The 23,693-nt window shown below is 73.5% G+C and carries 18 protein-coding genes and 1 pseudogene; 16 read left to right on the forward strand and 3 right to left on the reverse strand.

Annotation, left to right across the window (positions count from 1 at the left end; translation table 11 throughout):
• Positions 1–85 precede the first annotated feature (85 nt).
• Positions 86–574, reverse strand: coding sequence for an inorganic diphosphatase (locus KG111_RS01640; RefSeq protein WP_432806869.1), 489 nt, complete (start codon positions 572–574; stop codon positions 86–88).
• A 206-nt stretch (positions 575–780) separates the two neighbouring features.
• Here KG111_RS01640 and dacB point away from each other — a divergent pair, with 206 nt between their 5' ends.
• From dacB to KG111_RS01680, 8 genes are all read left to right on the forward strand, one after another.
• Positions 781–2,247, forward strand: coding sequence for a D-alanyl-D-alanine carboxypeptidase/D-alanyl-D-alanine endopeptidase (dacB, locus tag KG111_RS01645; RefSeq protein ID WP_205292339.1), 1,467 nt, complete (start codon positions 781–783; stop codon positions 2,245–2,247).
• 32 nt (positions 2,248–2,279) lie between these two features.
• The gene (locus KG111_RS01650; RefSeq protein WP_240195974.1) at positions 2,280–3,329 is read left to right on the forward strand and encodes a zinc-dependent metalloprotease; all 1,050 of its coding nucleotides are present in this window, start codon (positions 2,280–2,282) and stop codon (positions 3,327–3,329) included.
• Between the two features lie 18 nt (positions 3,330–3,347).
• Complete coding sequence (gene tilS / locus KG111_RS01655) at positions 3,348–4,388, forward strand: tRNA lysidine(34) synthetase TilS (RefSeq protein ID WP_205292340.1); 1,041 nt, start codon at positions 3,348–3,350, stop codon at positions 4,386–4,388.
• A gap of 5 nt (positions 4,389–4,393) precedes the next feature.
• Positions 4,394–4,945: a hypoxanthine phosphoribosyltransferase gene (gene hpt, locus KG111_RS01660; RefSeq protein WP_205292342.1), complete on the forward strand. Its 552-nt coding sequence runs from the start codon at positions 4,394–4,396 to the stop codon at positions 4,943–4,945.
• Between the two features lie 187 nt (positions 4,946–5,132).
• Positions 5,133–7,187, forward strand: a complete 2,055-nt coding sequence (gene ftsH, locus KG111_RS01665) for an ATP-dependent zinc metalloprotease FtsH (protein ID WP_205292343.1) — start codon at positions 5,133–5,135, stop codon at positions 7,185–7,187.
• Positions 7,188–7,201: 14 nt separating this feature from the next.
• Positions 7,202–7,816 carry a GTP cyclohydrolase I FolE gene (gene folE / locus KG111_RS01670; protein ID WP_205292344.1) on the forward strand — a complete coding sequence of 205 codons (615 nt, stop codon included), beginning with the start codon at positions 7,202–7,204 and terminating at the stop codon, positions 7,814–7,816.
• A 70-nt stretch (positions 7,817–7,886) separates the two neighbouring features.
• Positions 7,887–8,618 (forward strand): class I SAM-dependent methyltransferase, encoded by a 732-nt coding sequence (locus tag KG111_RS01675; protein WP_205292345.1) that lies wholly within the window; start codon positions 7,887–7,889, stop codon positions 8,616–8,618.
• A 59-nt stretch (positions 8,619–8,677) separates the two neighbouring features.
• Positions 8,678–10,579 (forward strand): glycosyltransferase family 61 protein, encoded by a 1,902-nt coding sequence (locus tag KG111_RS01680; protein WP_205292346.1) that lies wholly within the window; start codon positions 8,678–8,680, stop codon positions 10,577–10,579.
• A 29-nt stretch (positions 10,580–10,608) separates the two neighbouring features.
• Here KG111_RS01680 and KG111_RS01685 read toward each other — a convergent pair whose 3' ends face one another.
• On the reverse strand, positions 10,609–11,103 hold the full coding sequence (locus KG111_RS01685; protein ID WP_205292347.1) for a hypothetical protein: 495 nt from the start codon (positions 11,101–11,103) through the stop codon (positions 10,609–10,611).
• Between the two features lie 224 nt (positions 11,104–11,327).
• Here KG111_RS01685 and KG111_RS01690 point away from each other — a divergent pair, with 224 nt between their 5' ends.
• The 3 genes from KG111_RS01690 to KG111_RS01700 are packed head-to-tail and all read left to right on the forward strand — an operon-like array spanning position 11,328 to position 16,999.
• Positions 11,328–13,439, forward strand: coding sequence for an acyltransferase family protein (locus tag KG111_RS01690; protein ID WP_205292348.1), 2,112 nt, complete (start codon positions 11,328–11,330; stop codon positions 13,437–13,439).
• A gap of 6 nt (positions 13,440–13,445) precedes the next feature.
• On the forward strand, positions 13,446–16,010 hold the full coding sequence (locus KG111_RS01695) for a bifunctional glycosyltransferase/CDP-glycerol:glycerophosphate glycerophosphotransferase (protein WP_205292350.1): 2,565 nt from the start codon (positions 13,446–13,448) through the stop codon (positions 16,008–16,010).
• Positions 16,007–16,999: a DUF6270 domain-containing protein gene (locus tag KG111_RS01700; RefSeq protein ID WP_205292351.1), complete on the forward strand. Its 993-nt coding sequence runs from the start codon at positions 16,007–16,009 to the stop codon at positions 16,997–16,999. Before KG111_RS01695 ends, KG111_RS01700 begins: the two co-directional genes overlap by 4 nt.
• On the opposite strand, the gene KG111_RS01705 is transcribed toward KG111_RS01700, so the two are convergent.
• On the reverse strand, positions 16,989–20,210 hold the full coding sequence (locus KG111_RS01705; RefSeq protein ID WP_205292353.1) for a bifunctional glycosyltransferase/CDP-glycerol:glycerophosphate glycerophosphotransferase: 3,222 nt from the start codon (positions 20,208–20,210) through the stop codon (positions 16,989–16,991). The genes KG111_RS01700 and KG111_RS01705 overlap by 11 nt on opposite strands.
• A 69-nt stretch (positions 20,211–20,279) precedes the next feature.
• Between KG111_RS01705 and folP the strand changes: the two are divergent.
• From folP to KG111_RS01730, 5 genes and pseudogenes are all read left to right on the forward strand, one after another.
• Positions 20,280–21,107, forward strand: a pseudogene (gene folP / locus KG111_RS01710) (dihydropteroate synthase); the annotation flags it as partial.
• A gap of 116 nt (positions 21,108–21,223) precedes the next feature.
• Positions 21,224–21,670, forward strand: coding sequence for a dihydroneopterin aldolase (gene folB / locus KG111_RS01715; protein ID WP_205292355.1), 447 nt, complete (start codon positions 21,224–21,226; stop codon positions 21,668–21,670).
• Positions 21,667–22,236, forward strand: coding sequence for a 2-amino-4-hydroxy-6-hydroxymethyldihydropteridine diphosphokinase (folK, locus tag KG111_RS01720; RefSeq protein WP_205292357.1), 570 nt, complete (start codon positions 21,667–21,669; stop codon positions 22,234–22,236). The genes folB and folK overlap by 4 nt, the downstream gene beginning before the upstream one ends.
• The gene (locus KG111_RS01725) at positions 22,233–22,757 is read left to right on the forward strand and encodes a DUF3180 family protein (protein WP_249666258.1); all 525 of its coding nucleotides are present in this window, start codon (positions 22,233–22,235) and stop codon (positions 22,755–22,757) included. Before folK ends, KG111_RS01725 begins: the two co-directional genes overlap by 4 nt.
• Positions 22,758–22,917: 160 nt before the next feature.
• A complete protein-coding gene (locus KG111_RS01730; RefSeq protein WP_205292359.1) occupies positions 22,918–23,508 on the forward strand; it encodes a hypothetical protein in 591 nt (196 codons plus the stop codon).
• The last annotated feature ends 185 nt before the right edge of the window (positions 23,509–23,693 follow it).

Genomic DNA, 23,693 nt, shown 5'->3' on the forward strand with positions numbered 1-23,693 from the left:
GCGGTCAGAAACTCACGACTCGGCGCGCGACAAGTCCCGACTCGGGGGGCGGGAACTCACGACTCGGCGGTCGGGAGGGTGGGGCTCAGTGGCCGGACTTGAACCGCTCGAAGGAGGCGGCGATCTCGGCCTCGGCCTCGGCGCGGCCGACCCAGTCGGCACCCTCGACGGACTTGCCGGGCTCGAGGTCCTTGTAGACCTCGAAGAAGTGCTGGATCTCGAGCCGGTCGAAGCGCGGCACGTGGTTGATGTCGCGCAGGTGCTCCATGCGCGGGTCGCCGGCGGGCACGCACAGGACCTTGTCGTCGCCGCCGGCCTCGTCGGTCATCCGGAACATGCCGATCGCGCGGCACTTGATGAGGATGCCGGGGAAGGTCGGCTCCTGGAGCAGCACGAGGGCGTCCAACGGGTCGCCGTCCTGGCCGAGGGTGTCCTCGATGTAGCCGTAGTCCGCCGGATACATCGTGGAGGTGAACAGGAAGCGGTCCAGGCGCATGCGCCCGGTCTCGTGGTCGACCTCGTACTTGTTGCGGCTCCCCTTCGGGATCTCCACAAGGACGTCGAACTCCAGCACTGGCTTCCTCCAACAAACGTCATGGCCCGGTGCGCGATCAGGGGACCGCCGCGGGCTGCGGCTCGCTCGCGAGCCGTGCCCGACGGCACGGTTCGCGTCATTGTCCCGCACAATGTCACGGAACGCGCAGCCGGGGAGAGTGAACAGTGGCCAAAAAACGTCGGGCCCGTGGATCCGGACGCCTCCGGAAGGTCCTCGCCGCGCTCGTGGTGATCCTCCTGGTCGCCGCCGTCGTGGGCTGGCGCACGGGCTGGGCCGAGGAGCAGTGGGACCGCTGGCGCAACGGCACGGACCCCACGCAGGACCCCGCCGCGGTGGCGCCGCCGCCGGAGCTGGACCTGCCCGAGGTTGTCGCCCCGCAGGCGGTGGGGGTGCCCGCCGACACCGTCCCGCTGGACAAGGCCGCCGTCGCCAAGGCGCTCGCCGCGCTCGGCGACCCCGCCCTGGGCCGCCGGGTGCTGGCGGCCGTCGGGCCGCTGGAGGGCTCCGGCGTGACCTACCGCAAGGGCCCCGCGGCCGCGGTCGCCATCCCGGCCTCGACCACGAAGGTCGTCACCGCCGCTGTCGCGCTGCTCCTGCTGGGCGGTGAGCACGTCTTCGAGACCACCACCGTCCTCGACCCGGGCACCGAGCCCGCCCCGGGCAGCGGCGCCGGTACGACGACGCCCCGGCTGACGCTGGTCGGCGGCGGCGACCCGTACCTGGCCGCGAAGCGCTCGACGGGCACCAACGACCCCGCCCGTACGGCGAGCGCCGAGCAGGCCGGCACCTTCGACCCGGCCCGCGCGGACGTGCGCACCCTGGCGCGTCGTACGGCGAAGGCGTTGACCGCCCAGGGCGTCACGTCGGTCTCGCTGGGCTACGACGACTCCCTGTTCACCGGTCCCGCCGTCAACCCCACCTGGGAGCCGGACTACCTGCCGAGCGAGATCGGGCCGGTCAGCGCGCTCACCGTCGACCAGGGCCGCGACCCGGACCGCTGGGGATACGTCACCGACCCCGCCGCCCAGGCGGCCCGGGTGTTCCGCCGGGCACTGGTCCGCGCCGGCATCGAGGTCGTCGGCCCGCTCGCCAAGGCGTCCGCGGCGCCCGGCGCCGAGGAGCTGGCGGGCGTGGACAGCCCGCCGCTGGCGCAGATCGTGCAGCGGGCGATCGAGGTCAGCGACAACGTGGCCACCGAGGCGCTGCTGCGCCACATCGGGATCGCGGAGCAGGGCGAGGGCTCCTTCGTCGGTGGGCAGGAGTCGGTGGCCCGGGCGCTCACCGCCAACGGCATCGCCCTGGGCCGCTCCGTGCTGTACGACGGCAGCGGGCTCTCGCGGGACAACCGGCTCTCGCCCGACGTGCTGCTCGGTGTGCTGCGGCTCGCGGCCTCCGACGAGCACCCCGGGCTGCGTCCGCTGCTGGCCGCGCTGCCGGTGGCCGGCTTCTCCGGCTCGTTGACCAACCGCATGGCGGAGGGTGCCGCCGCACAGGGCCGCGGCCGGGTGCGGGCCAAGACCGGGACGCTGCGCGGGGTCTCCTCGCTGGCCGGCATCGCGGTGGACGCCCAGGGCAACCCGATCGCGTTCGCGCTGATGGCCGACCGGCTGCCCGAGGGCAGGGAGGGGCTCGGCCGGCTCGAGATGGATGCGGCGGCCGCCGGTCTCGGCGCCTGCTCGTGCGGGCGCTGAGCGCGTCTCGGAGCACCCCGTAGGCTTCGGCCATGAGTGTGCCCTCTGCCGAACCTCCCCGGATGATCGACTGGGACCTGGCCATCTCGCTCGGCTCCCGGCTCGCTGGCGAGGGGCCGGTGGTGAGCCGGGCGGAGGCCGCCGACGCGGTCGCCGAGCTGCGTGCCGGGGCGCACCGCTCGACCGGTCTGGTCCGTGACTTCACCGGCCTCGACGCGCCTGCGGGCACGGCGCCGATCCTCGTGGTCGACCGCCCGGGCTGGGTGCAGGCGAACGCCGAGGGCTTCGAGGCCGCGAGCCGGCACATGGTCGCCAAGCTGGCCGCGGAGAAGCCGCCGAGCCGGATCGGGCAGGCGGTGGGCTCCAAGGTCACCGGTGCCGAGGTGGGCGGCCTGCTGGGCTTCCTGGCGGGCAAGGTGCTCGGCCAGTTCGACCCCTTCCACGAGCCGCACGGCCGGCTGCTGCTGGTGGCCCCCAACGTGATGCACATCGAGCGCGAGCTCGACGTCGACCCGCACGACTTCCGGCTCTGGGTGTGCCTGCACGAGGAGACGCACCGCGTGCAGTTCACCGCGGTGCCCTGGATGCGGGAGCACCTGTTCTCCGAGATCCGCGCGATCAGCGACGCGGTGGAGCCCGGCGGCTTCCTCGAGGGCGGCCTCGAGCGGCTGCTCGAGGCGGCCAAGGCCGGCCGCAAGGGCGGCAGCATCGTGGAGATGTTCTCCTCGCCTGAGCAGCGCGAGGTGCTGGACCGCGTGACCGGGATGATGTCGCTGCTGGAGGGCCACGCCGACGTGGTCATGGACGACGTCGGGCCGACCGTCATCCCCAGCGTCGCGCAGATCCGCGCCCGCTTCACCCAGCGCCGCAAGGGCCTGGGCACCCTCGACCGGCTGCTGCGCCGCCTGCTGGGCATCGAGGCCAAGATGGCGCAGTACCGCGACGGCGCGCACTTCGTGCGGTCCGTCGTCGACAAGGTCGGCATGGAGGAGTTCAACGCCGTGTGGGCCGGGCCGGAGAACCTGCCCGCCAAGGCGGAGCTGGCCGACCCGGAGTCCTGGGTCCGCCGCGTGCTGGGCTGAGCCGGACCGGAGCAACCGATGGGCCTGCACCCGGCGGTCGCCGCGGTCCGCGCCGGCGTGCGCGCCACCCTCACCGAGACGCCGGGCGTGGCCGCGGGCGGCAGGGTGCTGGTCGCCTGCTCCGGCGGCGCCGACTCGCTGGCGCTGCTGTCGGCGACCGTGTTCGAGGCAGGCCGCGCCGGCCTGCGGGTGGTCGGGGCGACCGTGGACCACGGGCTGCAGCCCGGCTCCGCCGAGCACGCCCACCGGGTGGTCGCCCAGATGGCCGGCCTCGGCGCCGACGAGACCGCCTCGGCGCGGGTGCACGTCGACGACGCCGGCCTCGGTCCGGAGGCCGCCGCCCGCCGGGCGCGGTACGACGTCCTGGAGCAGATGCGCGCGCACTTCTCGGCAGCCCTGGTCCTGCTCGGCCACACCCGCGACGACCAGGCCGAGACGGTGCTGCTCGGCCTGACCCGAGGCTCCGGTGCCCGCAGCCTGGCCGGCATGCGCCGCGGCTTCGACCACTACGCGCGTCCGCTGCTCGACGTCGCCCGCGCCGACACCGTCGCCGCCTGCCTGGCCGAGGGCATCGAGTACTGGGACGACCCGCACAACGACGACCCGGGCTTCACCCGGGTGCGTGTCCGGCGTCGTGTGCTGCCGATGCTGGAGGCCGAGCTCGGCCCCGGCGTGGCGGCCACGCTGGCCCGGACCGCCGACCAGGTCCGCGCCGACGTGGAGGCCCTCGACGCGATCGCCCGGGCACGCTACGACGAGCTGGCCGCCTCGACGCCCGCCGGCGACACGGCCGACGACGCCGACGACGGGGCCGGGGCCGGGGTGAGCCTGCCGGTGGCCGAGCTCGCCGCCGCCCCGCCGGCGATCGCGACCCGGGTGCTGCGGCTGGCCGCGCTGGCCGCCGGCGCCCGCGACGCCGAGCTGTTCCACGTGCACGTCACCGCGCTGCACGGGCTGGTCACCGGACGGGTGCGCGGGGAGGTCCAGCTGCCGGGTCACACCACGGCCTACCGACGTGACGGCCACCTCCGGTTCCGCCCGACGGCTGTGGCAGGCTGAGCGCCATGGACTCAGCGGACATCCGGGACGACCTCGTCGAGGTGCTCTTCACCGAGGCGCAGATCCAGGAGCGCATCGGCGAGATGGCCGCGGAGATCAGCCGCGACTACGAGGGCAAGGACCTGGTCATCGTCGGCGTGCTCCGTGGGGCCGTGATGGTGATGGCTGACCTCTCTAGGGCGCTGCACCGCCACGTCGAGATGGACTGGATGGCCGTGTCGTCGTACGGCTCGGGCACGAAGTCCTCGGGCGTCGTGCGGATCCTCAAGGACCTCGACGCCGACATCAGCGGCCGGCACGTGCTGATCGTCGACGAGATCATCGACACCGGCCTGACCCTGTCGTGGCTGACCTCGAACCTGAGCTCGCGCGGCCCGGCGAGCGTGGAGATCGCCACCCTGCTGCGCAAGCCCGAGGCGCTGCAGATGCCGATCGAGGCCAAGTACGTCGGCTGGGACATCCCGAACGAGTTCGTCGTGGGCTACGGCCTCGACTACCGCGAGCGCTACCGCAACCTGCGCGACATCGGCACCCTCGCGCCGTCCGTCTACTCCTGATCCGATCCAGGCTCCTGGGAACTCGGGGAGCGGATCGCTCGTTGTCAGTCGGGGCACGCTCCGGGGCCGATCGGGGTGTCGAGGCGTGGCCACCACCGGGCGGAGCGCCCGGTACCGGACAGAATATGGCTCGGGTCGGCCGTGTACCGTCGACTGACCGGGATCGTGGATTGGGGAGCGGAAGTCAGTGAAGCGCGTTTTCAGGGGCCCTTGGCTCTGGATCGTGGTGGCGGTGTTCGCCGTCGTCCTCGCACTGCAGCTCCTCGCGCCCGGAGGCGGGTACGACGAGGTGCCGACCTCGCAGATGGCCAAGTACATCGAGAAGGGTGAGGTCAAGGACATCACCTTCATCGACGGGGACCAGGCCATCGAGGCCACCCTCGACAAGGGTGTCCGCGACGGCGGCGACAAGGTGATGTCGTACTACATCAACGGCCAGCAGGAGACCCTGCTCGCCGCGGTCGACAAGCAGCTGGCCTCCGGCGGGATCGAGAAGTCGAACTCGAAGAACCCCCAGCCCAGCCTGTTCGGCTCCATCCTGGCCACGCTGCTGCCGTTCGCCCTGATCATCCTGCTGTTCATCTTCTTGATGAACAACGTCCAGGGCGGTGGCCGGGGTGTCATGCAGTTCGGCAAGTCCAAGGCCAAGATGATCACCAAGGACATGCCGAAGACCACGTTCGCCGACGTCGCGGGCTGCGACGAGGCGATCGAGGAGCTCGGGGAGATCAAGGAGTTCCTCGCCGAGCCCGCCAAGTTCCAGGCCGTCGGCGCCAAGATCCCCAAGGGCGTGCTGCTCTACGGCCCGCCCGGAACCGGCAAGACCCTGCTCGCCCGCGCCGTCGCCGGCGAGGCGGGCGTGCCCTTCTACTCCATCTCCGGCTCCGACTTCGTCGAGATGTTCGTCGGTGTCGGTGCCTCCCGCGTGCGCGACCTGTTCGAGCAGGCCAAGGAGAACGCCCCCGCGATCGTCTTCATCGACGAGATCGACGCCGTCGGCCGCCACCGCGGCGCCGGCATGGGCGGCGGTCACGACGAGCGCGAGCAGACCCTCAACCAGCTCCTCGTCGAGATGGACGGCTTCGACGTGCGCGGCGGCGTCATCCTGATCGCGGCCACCAACCGGCCCGACGTGCTCGACCCCGCGCTGCTGCGCCCGGGTCGCTTCGACCGCCAGATCCAGGTCGACGCCCCCGACCTGTCGGGCCGCAAGCGGATCCTCGAGGTCCACTCCCGGGGCAAGCCGCTGTACTCCGACGTCGACCTCCTCTCGGTCGCTCGGCGCACCCCCGGCTTCTCCGGCGCCGACCTGGCCAACGTGCTCAACGAGGCCGCGCTGCTCACCGCGCGCAACAACGAGAAGGTCATCACCGCCGCCACCCTGGACGAGGCGATCGACCGGGTCATCGCGGGTCCGCAGCGTCGTACCCGGTTGATGACGGAGAACGAGAAGCTGATCACCGCCTACCACGAGGGCGGCCACGCCCTCGTCGCGGCGGCGCTCCCGGGCACGGACCCGGTCCACAAGATCACGATCCTGCCGCGCGGGCGGGCGCTGGGCTACACGATGGTGCTGCCCGACGAGGACAAGTACTCGCAGACCCGCAGCGAGATGCTCGACAAGCTCGCCTACATGCTGGGCGGCCGGGCCGCGGAGGAGATGGTCTTCCACGACCCGACCACCGGCGCCGGCAACGACATCGAGAAGGCCACCAACCTGGCCCGGGCGATGGTCACCCAGTACGGCATGACCGAGAAGCTGGGTGCGATCAAGCTCGGCGACTCCAACTCCGAGCCGTTCCTGGGCCGCGACATGGGCCACCAGCGCAACTACTCCGAGGACGTCGCCGCCACGATCGACGACGAGACCAAGAAGCTGCTCGCGACGGCCCACCAGGAGGCGTTCGACATCCTGGTGGAGAACCGCGACGTGCTCGACCAGCTCGTCCTCGAGCTGCTCGACAAGGAGACCCTGGACAAGGCCGAGGTCGCCGAGATCTTCACGCCGCTGCGGCTGCGGCCGCGCCGTCCGGCCTGGACCGGCTCCCCGACCCGGGTGCCCTCGGACATCCCGCCGGTGGAGATCCCCGAGGAGATCCGCCGCCGGGCGCAGAACGGCGTCAGCGGCTCCCGCGACGCCGGGCAGGTGCTCACGCCGCCGGGTCCCTCCGGTGACGTGCACGGCGGCACCCCGGTCGCGCCGCCGACGTCCAACGACGTGCCGCCGACTGCGGGCGCCTGACGGGGAGCCTGACGATGACCGATCGCATCTCCCTGCCCGAACCCGGCGCCCCGGTGGCCGAGTTCGACCACGACCGGGCGGCCGCGGCCGTCCGCGAGCTGCTGTTCGCGATGGGTGAGGACCCCGATCGAGAGGGCCTGCGCGACACCCCCGCCCGGGTCGCCCGGGCGTACGCCGAGCTCACCTCCGGCCTGCGGATGGGCGCCGAGGACGTCCTCACCACGACCTTCGACCTGGGCCACGACGAGATGGTGCTGGTCCGCGACATCGAGCTGTGGTCGATGTGCGAGCACCACCTCGTGCCGTTCACCGGCGTCGCGCACGTCGGCTACATCCCGGCGGAGTCCGGCAAGATCACCGGCCTGTCGAAGCTCGCCCGACTCGTCGACGTCTTCGCCAAGCGCCCGCAGGTCCAGGAGCGGCTGACCACCCAGGTCGCGGACTCCCTGATGGAGATCCTGGAGGCGCGCGGCGTCATCGTCGTCATCGAGGCCGAGCACCTGTGCATGACCATGCGCGGCGTGCGCAAGGCCGGCGCCCGCACCATCACCTCCGCCGTGCGCGGCATCATGCACAACCCGGCGACCCGCGCCGAGGCGATGACGCTCATCCACAGCCACCGGGCCTGAGCGCGCCACGGCGCGGACGCGTTGGTCGAAGAGGGGCCCCAGCGGCCCTTCGACCTTGTACTCTCCCAGCGTGGACCGCCACCAATTCCTCGCTGCCCTGCACCAGCGGGTGCGTCCGCGCACCTATCTCGAGATCGGGGTGCAGCTCGGCCAGAGCCTGACCCTCTCGCGGGTGCCCAGCATCGGCATCGACCCGGACTTCTCCATCACAAGCGAGCTCCAGGCCGACATCCACCTCGCCAAGGCGACCAGCGACGAGTTCTTCGCCCGGCGCAACCCGCTGGCCCACCTGCCGATCAAGGTGCTGGACCTGGCGTTCATCGACGGCATGCACCTCGCGGAGTGGTCGCTGCGCGACTACCTGGCCGTGGAGCGGTTCACCCACGGCGCGTCGGTCATCGTGTTCGACGACATGCTGCCCCGCGCGGCCGTCGAGGCGAACCGCTACCGGGAGACCTCCTTCTGGACCGGCGACGTCTACAAGGCGCTCGACGCGCTGCGCCAGATGCGGCCGGACGTGGTGGTGATCGAGGTGAACACGACCGGCAGCGGGGTCGCCGTGGCGCTGTGCCCCGACGCCTCCCGCGACGGCGTCCTGGAGGGGTACGACGACTGGCTGGAGTCCAGCGCCGTCGTGCCCGACCCGCAGCCGGTGCCGACCGAGGTGCTCACCCGCAGCCGGGCCGTGGACCCCGAGGCGCTGCTGGCGCACCCGGGCTGGGACACCGTGCTGGCCGCCCGCGGCGCCCCGGACGGCGCCGCCCGGGTGCGCGCCGCCTTCGCCGACCTCGCCGGCGCCTAGGACCCCCGCGTGCGACCGCCGCGGCCGGGTGCCGGCGTCCTGGCTGATTGACTGTGCGCGTGCGCCTCCTCCGCAAGCGGGTCGCCCCCGACGCCGCCCGCCCCGCCCTGCACGAGATAGCCGCCCAGCAGCGCTGGGGCCGCCGTCGTCCGCACCGGGCGTTCTGGGAGATGGTGGCCGAGGAGGTCACCCCCAGGTCGACCGCGCGTGTGGTGGTCGTCGGCAAGCGGGTGCGCACCGCGCGCCGCACGCTGCTGGAGCACGCCCCGGGCCTGCGGGTCACGATGGTCAAGGCCGACAGCGACGTCTCCGAGACCCACGTCCGGCTCAGCATCCGCGGCCCGTACGACGTCGTCATCGACCTCGCCGACGCCGGCTCCCACGACCAGGTGCGTCTGTTCCGTCGCACGTTCTGGCACCTGCGCCCCGACGGTGTCTACCTGGTGCGGCAGCTGCTGCCGCACACCGACGCCGACGCCGACGCCGACGCCGAGTCCGACGCCGACACCGAGTCCGATGCGGAGCGCGACACCGGGACCGACACGGCGCTGGCCGCCGCGGAGGCGGCCGAGGACGCCGAGGACGCGGCCCTGCTCGGGGCTCCCGAGGCGCTGCCCAACGAGAACCTGCCCGAGCACGAACCCGAGCCCAGCGACCTGTGGGGCATGCTCAGCGAGGCGCAGGAGGCGCGGCTGCACGACCTCGCCGACCACCGCGGCGTCGGAGTGCACTTCCGCGACATCGTGGCGCTGGCCGGCGCGCTGGGGCGGCTCGAGATCCGCAGCAAGATGCTGAGGCTGGTCAAGGCCATGCCCTCGTCCCCGAAGCTGCGGGAGGAGGAGGTCGACGCGGTCCTCGAGAAACGGCCCGGGATCGGCGCGCTGCTCGACAAGGTCCCCGCGACCTCGTGGCGCCCGGACGTCGACTACCACCTCAACCGTCCGCAGGACCCGTTCGTGCCGGCCACCTTCCACTGCACGGCGCTGTCGTTGCGCCGCTACCAGGCACCGACCTGCTCGCGCGGGCAGATCGTCACCAGCCGGAACCTGCTGCTGCCCGAGACCTTCCGGCACCACTGGATGCGGCGCATGGTCAACATCTACGTGGTCGAGCAGGCCCCGCTGTTCGGCCGGGTGCGCCGCAACCTCAGCGACCCCGAGCACCTGCCCGGCGCCTATTACCACCTGGACTCCGAGTGGCCGGGCCACTTCGGGCACCTGCTCACCGAGCAGGTCAGCCGGCTGTGGGCGTTCGCCCAGGCGCGCGAGCTGGAGCCGGGCATCAAGCTGCTCACCACGCTGCAGCACGACCGGGAGCCGGCCGAGCTGCTCGGTTTCGAGAAGCAGGTCCTCGCCGCCTTCGACATCACCCCCGACGACGTCCACGTCTTCGACTCACCCTGCGTGCCGGAGCGCCTCTACACCGCGACGCCGATGTTCTCCCTGCCCGCCTACGTGCACCCGGACATGGTCCGGATCTGGGACCGGATCGCCGAGCACCTCCTGGCGGGCGCCACGCCGCGGAGCTGGCCGGAACGGATCTTCGTCTCCCGGCGCCCCTCGCTGAAGCGCTCGTGCCACAACGGCGCCGAGGTGGAGGAGTACTTCCGTGCCGCGGGCTTCGAGGTCGTCTATCCCGAGGACCACCCGCTCTCGGACCAGGTCGCGATGTTCCGCGCGGCCGAGGTGATCGCCGGGTTCGCGGGCAGCGGCCTGTTCTCCCTGGCCTTCACGGACCGGCCGAAGCAGGTGTTCAGCCTCGCCCCGGACTCCTACACCGCCCGCAACGAGTACCTGATCGCGGCCACCCGCGGCCACCGGCTGACCTCGGTGTGGAGCAAGCCGGACGTGGCGCACCCCGCCGGCAGCTGGACCCAGGAGGCGTTCGGCTCCAGCTTCACCTTCGACTTCGACGACGAGGGCCGGTTCCTGGCCGAGCGTCTGGCGCTGCTGGAGCGCTGAGCCGCCGGGTCGCCGAGCCCTCCCGCGCCTCAGCGCAGCGCAGCGAGGCGCCGCTTGACCTTGCCGGCCAGGGCGCGCACCTGCGTGCGTGCCGCCGGCGCGGCGGCGGGCGCGGGGCCCCCCGCGGGGGCCGGGATCACGACGGGCCGGTCGCGGTGCCGGATCGGCTTGGTGGACTCCGGCGGCCGGGTGCCCCACAGCAGGCACAGCGGCCGCTCGCCCTGCACGAGCAGGCGGGCGTTGACCCGCTGTCGCTGCCCGTCCTCCCCGCACAGGATGAGCGCCCAGCGGCCGTCGGCGAGCTGCGCGTTCTCGCAGGAGACCACGTAGCGGCGGCCACGCTCGTCGGTGACGAGGCGGAGGTCCGCAGAGACCTCCAGGTCCTTGCGGCGCAGCACCGCCCAGCCCTGGCCGTCGACGACCTCCTTCGGCTCGGACAGCACGATCTCGGCACGGTCGCCGCGGCGGCGGGCGTAGCTGCCGACCAGGTCGACGGTCGCCTTCGGGGGCAGGGAATCACCCATGTGCAGTCTCCTCGGGGTCGGCGTGCTCCGTACTGTAATGCGACGCACCCCGGGTGAGGGTTCGTTGCGAGCGGAAGTCCTCCTTAGGATCGTCGGGTGCCCGTCCTCCCCGCCCCCAGCGTCGCCGTCGACGTCGCGGCGACATCCCGTGTGCGGGTCGCGACGCGGTGCGTCGTCCGCGACCACTGCTGAGAGGCGCTGCCTTGCTGCACGTCGATGCTCCGGTGAGCGGAGCGAGTGGTCCCCACGCCGCGGGGCGCAAGGACGGTCTGCGCACCGACGTCCAGGCGCTGCGAGCGATCGCGGTCACCCTGGTCCTCGTCTTCCACCTGTGGCCGAGCAGCATCACCGGCGGCTACGTGGGCGTGGACGTCTTCTTCGTCATCTCGGGCTTCCTGATCACCTCCCACCTGCTGGGCCGGCGCCCGCGGACCGGCCGCGACCTCGCCGACTTCTGGGCCCGCCGCATCCGTCGCCTGCTCCCGGCGTCGCTGACCGTCCTGGTCGCCACCCTCGCCGCCACCCGGCTGCTCGCCCCGGAGACCCGCTGGGGCGCCACCGCCGACCAGGCGCAGGCCGCGGCGCTGTACTACGTGAACTGGTTGCTGGCCTCCAGCTCGGTCGACTACCTGGCCGCGGACGACGCACCGAGCGCCGTGCAGCACTTCTGGTCGCTGTCGGTGGAGGAGCAGTTCTACGTCGGATGGCCGATCCTGGTGCTGGTGCTCGGGCTGCTCGGCACCGTCGGCGCGCTGCGCCGGCACAGCCGGGCGGTGCTCGGGGCCGGTCTGGTGCTGGTCGCGCTGGCCTCGTTCGCCTGGTCGGTGTACTACACCGCCGCCGACCCGGCCCGCGCCTACTTCGTCACCACCACCCGGGTGTGGGAGCTGGCCGCCGGCGGCATCCTGGCCTTCGGAGTCACCGGCGCCCGCTGGCGCGCACCCCGCGCCGGCTCCGCGCTGGCCGTGCTCGGCCTGCTGCTGATCGTCGTCGCCGCGGTGCGCTACGACGAGGGCACGGCGTTCCCGGGCACCGCGGCCGCGCTGCCGGTGCTCGGCGCGGTCCTGGTCATCGCCGGGCAGACGGCGCCCTCCTCCGGGGTGGGGCGCGTGCTCGCCGTCCGACCGGTGCAGTGGCTGGGCGACGTCTCCTACGCCGTCTACCTGTGGCACTGGCCGATCATCGTGCTGCTGGGCGAGGTCAGCGGTCGGCTGGGCGTGCTCGACAGCATCGCGGTCCTGGCCAGCACCCTGGTGCTGGCCGCGCTCACCAAGAAGTACGTCGAGGACCCGTTCCGAGGCGGGCGCTGGTCGGTGCGGCTGCGCGACACCTACGTGCTCGGGGCGAGCGGGATGGCGGTCGTCGTCGCGTTGACGCTGCTGCAGGGCGCCGAGCTCGACCGCCGCCAGGCCCGGGCCCAGGAGCAGCTCGCCCAGGCCACCGACGACCCCTGCTTCGGCGCGGCCAGCCTCGCGCCCGGCGCGGCGTGCGAACCACCGACCGGTGCCCCCGTGCCGGCGCCGGCCACCGCCGCCGAGGACCGCTCGGAGGCCTACGAGGAGGTCGGCGGCCGCGACTGCTGGGCCTCGCGGCCGGACTTCGACGACGTGCGCTGCTCGTTCGGGCCCGCCGACGCCGACGTCCGCGTCGTCCTGACCGGCAACTCCCACGCCGGGCACTGGTTGCCCGCGCTGCAGGTCCTCGCGCAGAGCCGCGGCTGGCGGATCGACACCTACCTCGCCTCGCAGTGCGCGCTGTCGCAGGTGCCGCAGCGCTTCGACACCGACGCGCACTCCCGGGCCTGTCAGGACTGGGTGCGTCGTACCACCGCCACGATCGCGCAGGAGGCCCCGGACCTCGTGGTGACCTCGAACCGGATCTCGGTCTCCGCCGTCGGCGTCGCGCCGCAGGACAACGGCGCTGCCTACCGCAGCGGCTACGAGGCGGTGCTGCGGGAGTGGTCGGAGGCCGGGCTCGCCGTGCTGGCGCTGCACGACACGCCCGCGCCCGGTGACGGCGGCCTGCACTCCGTGCCGGACTGCGTGGCCGAGCACCTCGACGACCTCGAGGCCTGCTCGGCGCCGCGCTCGGAGTGGGAGCCGGACGACGTCGTGGTGGACGCGGTGGCCGCGATCGGCGACCCGCGGGTACGCAGCGCCGACCTCAACGACCTCATCTGCGGGCCCCAGCGCTGCGAGGGCGTGGTCGGCGGCGCCGTCGTGTACTTCGACGGCTCGCACCTGACCGCGACCTACGCCCGGACGCTGGCGCCGTTCCTGGCACCCGTCGTGGACGACCTGCTTCCTGAGCCGAGGGCCGGACGGGCCGTAGGATGACGCCTCGTGAGGTTCTCCGTCGTCGTCGCCGCCTACAACGTCGCCCGCTACCTCACCGACTTCTGCGCCTCCATCGACGCGCAGACGCTGCCGGCTGAGGAGTTCGAGGTCGTCGTCGTGGACGACGGCTCGACGGACTCCACGCTGGCCGACGTGCGGGCGTGGGCTGCGACGACCCGGGTGCGGGTGCGCGTGCTGACCAAGGCCAACGGCGGGCAGTCGACGGCCCGCAACCTCGGGGTGGACACGATCCTGGCCGCCGAGGGCGGCCTCGTGGGCGGGCAGTGGATCACCTTCCTCGACCCCGACGACGTCATCCACGACGACTACCTGGCGAAGGTGGCGGCGTTCCTGGACCGCCACGCCGATGTCGACATGATCGCCACCAACCGGGTGATGCTCGACGACGCCAGCGGCAAGGTCACCGACACCCACCCGCTGCGCTGGATGTTCCGCGGCGGCGACTCGGTCCGCGACCTGGTCCGCGACCGGTCCTACTTCCACGGCAGCGCGCCGTCCGCCTTCTTCCGCAGCGACGTGCTGGACCGCACCGGCCTTCGGTTCTCCGACGAGGTCCGGCCGAACTTCGAGGACGGTCACTTCAGCAGCCACTACCTGCTCGCCTTCGAGGCGCCGCGGGTCGGGTTCCTGCAGAGCGCCCACTACGTCTACCGCAAGCGCCGCGACTCCAGCTCGACGCTGCAGCAGAGCCTGGGCGACTCGCGGCGCTACATCGACGTGCTGCGCCACGGCTACCTCGAGGTGCTCGAGAGCGCCCAGGAGCGCTACGGCGCGGCACCGGAGTGGCTGCAGAACTTCATCATCTACGAGCTGCACTACTACTTCACCGCCTACGCCAACAGCCACGGTGCGGCCACCCCGCCGCCCGATCGGCTGGAGGAGTTCCACGAGCTGATGCGGCGCATCCTGGAGCACGTCGACCCCGACGTGATCCGGCGCTGCGAGCAGCCCACGCTGGCGGTGGAGTGGCGCCTGGCGATGATGCACGCCTACCGCGACGAGCCGTGGACGGAGGAGGCCGCCACCATCGTCGACTACGACCGGGAGCAGCGCCTGGTCAAGCTGAGCTACCGGTTCACCGGGCCCACCCCCGCCGAGGAGTTCGAGCTGCGCGGCGAGCTGATCGAGCCCCCGCACGCCAAGACCCGGGTCTTCGAGGCCCACGGTCGGGTGATGCTGAGCGAGCGCACGATCTGGCTGCCGGCCCGCCAGGCCGTCCACGTCCGCCTGCACGGCCAGTCGTGGCCGGTGCAGGTGCAGCGCCCCACGGTCGCGCGGACCGCCGTACGACGCCGCAACGCCGCGCGGCTGGAGCCGGGCTCCCACGAGGTGCACCCCCACGCCTACGTCGCGCCCACCGACGAGCAGCTGCGGCTGCTCGCGGCGGCCACCAGGCGCGTGCCGCGCCGGGCCTTCGCCGACGCGTGGGTGCTGATGGACCGGGTGCACGACGCCGACGACAGCGGCGAGCACCTGTTCCGCTGGCTGCGCGAGAACCGGCCCGAGATCAACGCCTGGTTCGTGCTGGAGAAGGGCACCCCGGACTGGCGCAGGCTGCGCAAGGAGGGCTACGGCCGGCGCCTGGTCGACTACGGCAGCCACCGCTGGAAGCTGCTGATGCTCAACGCCAAGCACCTGATCTCCTCCCACGCCGACGAGCCGATCGTGCACCCGCCGGGGCTGGAGTTCACCGCGCCGCGGTGGCGGTTCACCTTCCTGCAGCACGGAGTGATCAAGGACGACCTGTCCAAGTGGCTCAACACCAAGCCGATCGAGACCTTCGTGACCAGCACGGCGGGGGAGTACGACTCCATCGTCGCCGACGGCAACACGTACAAGTTCAGCAGCCGCGAGGTGGTGCTCACCGGCCTGCCGCGCTTCGACCTGGTGCGCGAGGCCGGCGCCGCGGTGCCGCCGCAGGAGCGTGACCTGCTGCTGGTCGCGCCCACGTGGCGCCAGTGGCTGGTCAAGCCGCTCGCGGTGGGCAGCCAGCGCCGGGCCACCGCCGGTGAGGTGCTGGAGACCGAGTTCGTGCAGCAGTGGCTGGCGTTCCTGCGCGACCCCGCGCTCGCCGCCGCGGCGAAGCGCCAGAACCTGCGGATCGCGCTGCTGCCGCACCCCAACCTGGCCAGCCTCGCCGAGCAGCTCGACCTGCCCGAGGGCATCGAGATGTTCGGCTTCGACGGCGACGTCCGCAAGCTGTTCGCCCGGGCCGCGGTGCTGGTCACCGACTACTCCTCGATGGCGTTCAACGCCGCCTACATCGACCGGCCGGTGGTCTACTTCCAGTTCGACGCCGACCGAGTCCTCGGCGGCGCCCACGTGGGCCGGGCGGGCTACTTCGACTACGGCCGCGACGGCTTCGGCCCGGTCGCCACCGACGTCGCGGCCGCGGTCGAGGCGACGGTGGAGACCATCGAGCACGGCCGGGCGCCGGCGGCGCCGTACGCCGAGCGGATCGCGGCCACCTTCGGCCAGCGCGACGGCCGGTGCCGCGAGCGGGTCTTCGAGGCCATCGTCGCCTCGACGCAGCCGGGCGGACGAGGGTGAGCGCCGACGGACGGGTGTCGGTGGTCGTCGCCGGCAGCTGCATCACCCGAGACAACTTCAACTCCCGGTTCAACCCGCGCTACGCCGAGACCTACGTCTGCCCGTTGCACCAGAACCAGACGTCGCTGATCTCCTTGATGGCACCGCCGATCGAGGCGGAGTGGGAGCCCACCGGCCGGATGTCGGACTACGACCGGTGGAACGTGCGCACCGAGCTCGACAAGTCGTTCCTGGCCGAGGCCGCCGCGCTGCAGCCGTCGTACCTGGTGCTGGACTTCTTCGGCGACGTCCACTTCGGGGTGGTGCAGGTCGACGGCGGCACCTACGTCACCGACAACCGGTGGAAGATCCGCCCCACGACCTGGTACGCCCGGATGTCGGAGGAGGGCCGGCTGCGCCAGGTCGACCGGTACGGCGAGGAGCACCTCGCACTGTGGCGCGACGCGTTCGACCGGTTCCTCGTCTGGTTCCGCGAGAACCTGCCTGAGACCACCCTGGTGCTGCACCGCGGCCACTTCACCAACCGGCTGCAGCTGCCTGAGCGGCCCGAGCCGGTCTCGCTCAAGAAGCAGGGCAAGGTCGCCTCGGTGGAGGTGAAGAAGACCAACGCGCTGTGGTCGCGGCTCGACGACATCGTCAGCGCCACGCCCGGCGTGGAGGTGATCGACCTGCTCGACCGCCGCTGGGTCACCTATCCCGAGCACCCGTGGGGCCCGTTCTACGTGCACTACGAGCCGGCCTACTACCACCGCTTCCTCGCCGAGCTGCACAAGATCCACCTCCGCAAGGCGGGCGGCGCCACGACCACGATGCTCGAGGAGCTCGAGGACGGCGTGACGGAGCGCCTCGCCCCCGAGCTGGCCGCGGCACGGGCCCGGACCAAGCGGCTGCGCGCCCGCGTCGCCGAGCTCGAGGCCCGGGAGGCGGCCCGCCCCACGCGGCGGATGCGCCGTGTGGCGCGTCGGTGGGCGGGCGCGCTCAGGCGCTGAACAGCGCCCGCACGACCCTCTCGGCGGCCGCGCCGTCGTGCAGCGCGTTGAAGCGGGCGTTGAAGCCGGGATGGGCGGCCGGGTCCGCAGCGGCGGCCGGACCCCGGTGGGCCTCGGTGGGGGACTCGTCGGTCGCCGCGAGGTCGCCCAGCAGCGCAGCGGCCTCCTCGACCGTGCCCGCCCGCGGGCCCAACGGGGTCTCCTCGAACAGCGCCAGGCCGGGGTGCTGACGCCGCGCCGCCTCCAGGTCGGGGGCCCACAGCACCGTCGGGCGCTGCAGCAGCGCCCAGTCGAAGCGGGTCGCGGTGTAGTCGATGACGGCGGCGTCCGCGGCGAGCAGGAGGTCGGCCGGGTCGGCGTGGGCGCTGACGTCGACGACCTCCGGTCCTGCGCCGGAGGCCGGGGTGCGTCCCGCACCGTGGCCGCGGCGGGCCAGCACGACGCTGCCCGTGGCGGCGGCGAGCCGGGACAGCTCGGCGTCGGTGGGGTCGGTGAGCACGTTCGGCCGCACCCGGCGCCCGAAGCCCGGGAGCGGGTCGCCACCGTCGGTGGAGAACAACAGGACGGGGCGCCCACCCGTGCGGGCCTCGTCGAGACCCAGTCGGCGACGCGCCGCCGCGCGACCGGTCGGGCCGGCCTCGCGCAGCAGCCGGTCGGTGCGCGGCGAGCCGGCGGCCAGGACCGTGCCGGGGTAGTCGAACGCGGCGCGGTAGCGCTGCTCGGCCTCCTCGTGAGGTGCGAGCAGCACCGACCACGTGTCGGCGAACGCGGCCGTCTCACGCGCGACCTTGGCCTCGGAGTGTCCCTGCGCGCGCCACAGCTCCACACCCAGGTCCCGGAACGGCTGGCCGGCGAAGGTGAGCACGGTGTGCTGGCCGTCGCGGCGGGCGAACCAGGGGCCCAGGGGACGCTCGGTGATCACCCAGCCGGCCGTGGCGAGCAGCTCGAACCACGCCCGGCTGCCGATCAGCACGGCCTGGGCGTCGTCGGGCACCCGCACGGAGTGGTCCCGCACCGCCCACACCCGGCGCAGGTCGGGGCGCAGCTCGGCGAGCGCCCGGTCGATCTCGCGCGGATCGCCGGCCACCGCCCGGCCGTCCGCGGCCACCAGCAGCACGGTGTCGGGGCGCAGCGGGGCGGAGGTCTCGCGGTAGGTGCGTTGCAGTCGCGCCTGCAACGCGGGGTTGCGCTCCGCCTCGCTCAGCGGTGCGCCGAGGTCGAGGACCGGGGCGCCGTCGGCGTCGACGCTCAGCGTCACCCGGACCCGGTCGGTGGTCCAGGAGAGCGGCAGCCGGCCCGCGAAGGAGGCGTCGAGCGCGGCGGGGCCACCGCGAAGCCGGTACCGCCCTGAGGGCGGGGCCGCATCGTCGACGGCGAGCGGCAGGAGCACCTGCGTGCGGCCGGCGTCGGAGCCGGGTTCGGAGCCGGCCTCGGCCGGCAGGACGGCGGGACCGACGAGGGCGTCCGGCACCTTCGCGCCGGCCACCGCGACCAGCAGCCCGCGCTCGGACACCGTGACGTCGACGACCCGGTCCCCGTCCGTGCCCGGCGCCCCCACGCCGTCCGCCGGGTCGGCCTCGGCGGGCTCGACGTCGAGGACCAGGCCGCGCCCGGTCTCCAGCCGCAGCGAGACCCGGCGGCCGGCGAGGACCACCGACAGTGGCGGCGGCACCATCGCCCCCGGTACGACGCGGGAGACCGCGCCGTACCTGCTCAGCCCCCGCTGCGTGGTGCTCACCTCGAACACCCAGGTGCCCGGCGCGAGCGCGGCCACGTCGAGGCGCGCGGTGAAGACACCGGGGTGGACGTCGCTCCGGCTGTCCGCGGCCCACACCCGGGCGTCGGCATCCTCGCCCAGGCGCACCGCCAGGTCGTGGGCGGCACCGGGGACGCGGCCGTCCGTGGCAGCGTCCGTGCCCCCGTCCGTGCCGGCCGGCACCAGGCGGACCGCGACCTCGCTCGGCGCCTCGCCCTCGACGCGCTGCACCCAGGCCACGCCGTACACCTCCAGCGTGCCGTCGTCGTGCACCCGCACGCCGCGCAGCGCGGCGGACAGCGCCACGCTGAGGTCGGCGAGACGCCACAGCTCGGCCGGCACGTCGTCCAGGCCACCCAGCGGCGGCGGCGTGATCGTCAGGCCGTCGCCGACCGGCGTGGTGTCGAACGGCGTCAGCGGGTCGTCGAGGCTGTCGATGAGCCGCTCGGCGTCGTCCCACCGACCTTGCGCCACCAGCCAGGCGACCGCCTTGTTGCGCGGGTTGACCTGGGCCAGGGCCCGGGGCGTGGCGCGCTGCACCAGCACCGCGAAGGTCTCGGCCAGCAGCGCGCGGTACTCGTCCGTGGCGCGGAAGGCCGAGTAGACGAAGGGCGGGTAGTCCACGGCGAGGCAGCGGCCGATCCAGGCGTCGTACGTCACCGGGGAGGCCTCGGCGGTGAGCAGCTCGTGCGCCTGGTCCTTGACCGCGATCCGGTCGCGCAGGTTGCGCAGCTCGGTCTTCTGCTGGCCGGTGGAGGTGAGGTCCTCGCGGATCCGCCAGTTGTAGGTAGTCCGCGCGAGGAGGTCGAACCGGCGCGCGCGCACGTAGGCCATCAGCATCGGCACGTGGTCCTCGTAGGCGATGCCGGGCTGGAACGGCGGCACCTGCTCGACGAGGAACTCGCGGCGGAAGACCCGGTTGCCGGCGATGATGTCGCGCAGCGCCAGGGGGTGCTCGTCGATGGTCAGGCCGAGCCGGTCGCGGTCGTGGGCGACGCGGTTCCACCGGATCGGCTGCGGCTTGCCGAAGTGCACCCGGCGGGTCTTGCCCACGCAGAAGTCCGACCCGGTGCGGCGCAGGGTGTCGACCATGTGCGCGAACGCGCCGGGCGGGATGGTGTCGTCGGAGTCGACGAAGGTGACGAACTCCCCGCGGGCCAGCTGCACGCCGTGGTTGCGGGCCGCGCCCTGACCGGCGTTCTCCTGGCGCAGCACCCGTAGGCGCGGGTCCCGCTGGGCGTAGGAGGCCAGGATCTGCGGGCAGGCGTCGGTGGACCCGTCGTCGACCGCGATCACCTCGAGGTCGCCCAAGCTCTGGCCCAGCAGGCTGTCCAGGCACTCCGGCAGGTAGGCGGCGACGTTGTAGACCGGCACCACCACGCTCAACGTGGGGGCGGCCGGGCCGCGGAGCGTCCGGAGGGCGCGTCCGGCGAGGCGGCGGAGCCGTGGCGCCATGGGTCTCCTCGTCTTCACTGTGGCCGGACCTTAGCAAGCGGCACCGGCCGGCGCCGATAGCCTCGTCGCATGAGAACCGGTGCCGCCGTCCCGCTCCTGATGGGCGTCGTCAACGTCACCCCCGACTCCTTCTCCGACGGCGGACGGTTCCACGACCCCGAGCGCGCGATCGCCCACGGGCGCCGGCTGCTCGCCGAGGGCGCGGACATCCTCGACGTCGGCGGGGAGTCGACCCGACCCGGAGCGACCCGGCCGCTGCTGGCCGAGGAGCTGGACCGGGTGGTGCCGGTGATCGAGGCGCTGGCCGCCGACGGCGCCGTGGTCTCGGTCGACACCATGCGCGCCGAGGTCGCCGACCGGGCGGTCGCGGCCGGCGCCACCATCGTCAACGACGTCTCCGGCGGCCTGGCCGACCCCGAGATCCTCGACGTGGTCGCCCGCACCGGCGCCCGGTACGTCGCCATGCACTGGCGCGCCCACAGCGACCGGATGCAGCAGTTCGCGACGTACGACGACGGCGTGGTCGTCGGCGTCGTCGACGAGCTCGCCGAGCGGGTCGCGGCCCTGCGCGCCGCCGGCGTCGCCGACGAGCAGGTGGTGCTCGACCCCGGCCTGGGTTTCGCCAAGCACGGGGAGCAGAACTGGGAGCTGCTGCGTCACCTCGACGCGCTCGCCGACCTCGGCTTCCCACTGCTCGTCGGCGCCAGCCGCAAGACGTTCCTGGGCCGGCTGCTGGCCGACGTGCACGGCGAGCCCCGTCCGGTCGCGGAGCGGGAGGACGCGGGCGTCGCGCTCACCGCGCTGCTCGGCGCCGGCCTGGGCCGGGCCGAGGTGTGGTGCCTGCGCGTGCACGCCGTGCGCGCGCACCGCGACGCGCTGGAGGTGGCCGCCCAGCTCGCCGGCACCCAGCTCGCCGGCACCCAGCTCGCCGGCACCCAGCACGTCGGCAGCCAGCTCAAGGAGACACGCGATCGGCGTCCGGCAGAGGGCGCCGCGGGAAGGCAGGAACAGCGATGAGCGAGCACCACGGCGCCGGTCCGGGCAGCGACGACGGCCTCGACGAGCTGAGCATCCTCGGCATCGAGTGCTACGCCCACCACGGCGTCTTCGAGCACGAGCGGCGCGAGGGCCAGGTGTTCCGGATCGACCTCGTCCTCGGGGTCGACACCCGCCGCGCCGCCGCGTCGGACGACTTGCAAGACACCGTCGACTACGGGAGTCTCGTGGACCAGGTGGTCGCAGCCGTGACCCGGGACCCGGTCGACCTGATCGAGACCCTGGCCCAGCGCATCGCCGACGTGTGCCTGTTGGATCGTCGTGTTGAATGGACCCGCGTGAGGGTGCACAAGCCCGACGCGCCGATCCAGGCGACGTTCGGCGACGTACAGCTCACCATCACCCGACGCCGCGACAGCGGCAAGCCGGGAGAACCAAGCGGAAAGGCAGAGGGCCGAGCATGACCGAGACCCCCAACCCGAACATCATCGACGCGGACACCCTGACCGGGGAGATGCGTCCGATCCGTCGGGTGGTGATCGGCCTCGGCTCGAACCTCGGTGAGCGGATGAGCGCCCTGCAGGGCGCCGTGGACGCCCTCGCCGACACCCCCAACGTGTGGATCACCGGCGTCTCCCCGGTCTACGAGAGCGAGCCGGTGGACTGCCCGGAGGGCTCCAAGAAGTTCCTCAACGCGGTGGTGCTCGCCGACACGACGCTGTCCGCGCACCGGCTGCTGGACCGCGCGCTGGCCATCGAGGACGCCTTCGACCGCGCCCGCAGCGAGGTCAAGAACTCCCCGCGCACCCTCGACGTCGACCTGATCGTCGTCGGCGACCGACGCTCGGCGACCGACGCGCTGACCCTGCCGCACCCGCGGGCCCACCAGCGGGCGTTCGTGCTCAAGCCGTGGAGCGACCTCGAGCCCGACGCCGAGCTGCCCGGGGCCGGCCCGATCGCCGACCTGCTCGCCGACCTCGACGTCGACGCCCTCACCCCGCGCCCCGATCTGGTCCTCGACCTCGAGTGAGCCGCGACGGCGACGCGCCGGGACCCGAGGGCGAGGAGGAGCCTCCGCGTCGTACCCCGGAGGCCGCGTTGCGGCCGACACCCCTGCGCACCCTGCTGGGCTGGGCCGCGCTCGGCCTGGTCCTGGGCTGGGCGGTGCACCCGCTCGCCGAGCGCGTGGGCGTGGTTCCTCCGCTGATCTCCACGCCGCAGCCGCTCGCCCTGCTGCTGCTCGCGGCGATGCTGGGCTACGCCGCCTGGGCCACCCACCGCGCCGTGCAGGTACGACGTGAGCGGCTCGAGCCGCACAAGGCGGTCAACCGCCTGGTGCTCGCCCGGGCCAGCGCGCTGGTCGCCGCCGCCGCGACCGGCGGGTACCTCGGCTACGCGCTGAGCTGGATCGGCGACCCCGCCGAGCTGGCCGACGAGCGCCTGGTCCGCTCGCTGCTCGCCTCCGGCGCCGCACTGCTGGCCGTGGTGGCCGCGATGCTGCTCGAACGGGCGTGCCGGGTCCGCGGGGACGACCCGCCGCCGGCCACCTGAGCCACCCCTCGCCCGACGCCGGCGCCCGTCGCCGGCGCCCGTCGCCGGCACCCGTCCGACGCCCGGATCCGGCCCGCAGACCACCCCCTGGTGCTGATGGGACCCATGTGGCAGGCGTGTCGCGCCCGTGCCAGGCGCGCCGGACGCATACCGTGCAGCCATGACTTCCCCCGCCGGCAACCGTCGTCGTCAGCGGTCCACCCGCATCGTGGTGGCCGGCTGCCTGATCCTGCTCGCCGCGCTGGCCGTGGCGGGCACCGTGGCCGCGGGCTCGTGGCCGCTGCTGGTCGCCGCTGCCTTCGCCGCCGTCGTCCTGGGCGGGGCCGCGCTGCGGATCGCCCAGACCGAGGTCATGGCCACCCGTCGTGACGCGGCCCGCGACCGCGCCGAGCAGGCCCAGGCCTACGCCGCGCTCACCGAGACGCGGGTGGCCGAGAACGTCGAGTTCGCCGCCGAGATGACCGGCACCCTGGCGCGGCGCGATGCCACCGTCGCCCGGCTGGAGAAGCGGCTCGGCGACGCCGCGTCCGAGCTCGCCGAGGCCCGCCGCGAGCTGGCCGACGCCCACCAGGAGGCAACCGAGGCGCAGCGCCTCGCCGACCGCCTCGGCGCCCGTCTCGCCGACGCCGAGGAGCGGGCCGGCCAGGCCGTCGTCCGGGTCGCCGAGCTCGAGGCCGAGCTGGACGTGCTGAGCACCCAGGTGCACGCCCTCGAGGCGCACGCCCGCGCCCAGGCCCGCCGCCCCGCCTGACCCCAGCCACCACCAGCTGACCCCACCCGCCACGGACGTGGCGAGCCCGCCGACCGCGCTCGCGACCCACGAGGGCGCCTGCGGGTGAGGGACCGCTCACGCCGGCGACGTCGCCCGGAGGACGACGGTCGGGCCGAGGTGAGGCGGCCGGTAGCATCGGGCGCCGACCTCCCCGCGCGGGTCTG

This window comes from Nocardioides faecalis, from assembly GCF_018388425.1.
GTDB classification, from domain to species: Bacteria; Actinomycetota; Actinomycetes; order Propionibacteriales; family Nocardioidaceae; genus Nocardioides; species Nocardioides faecalis.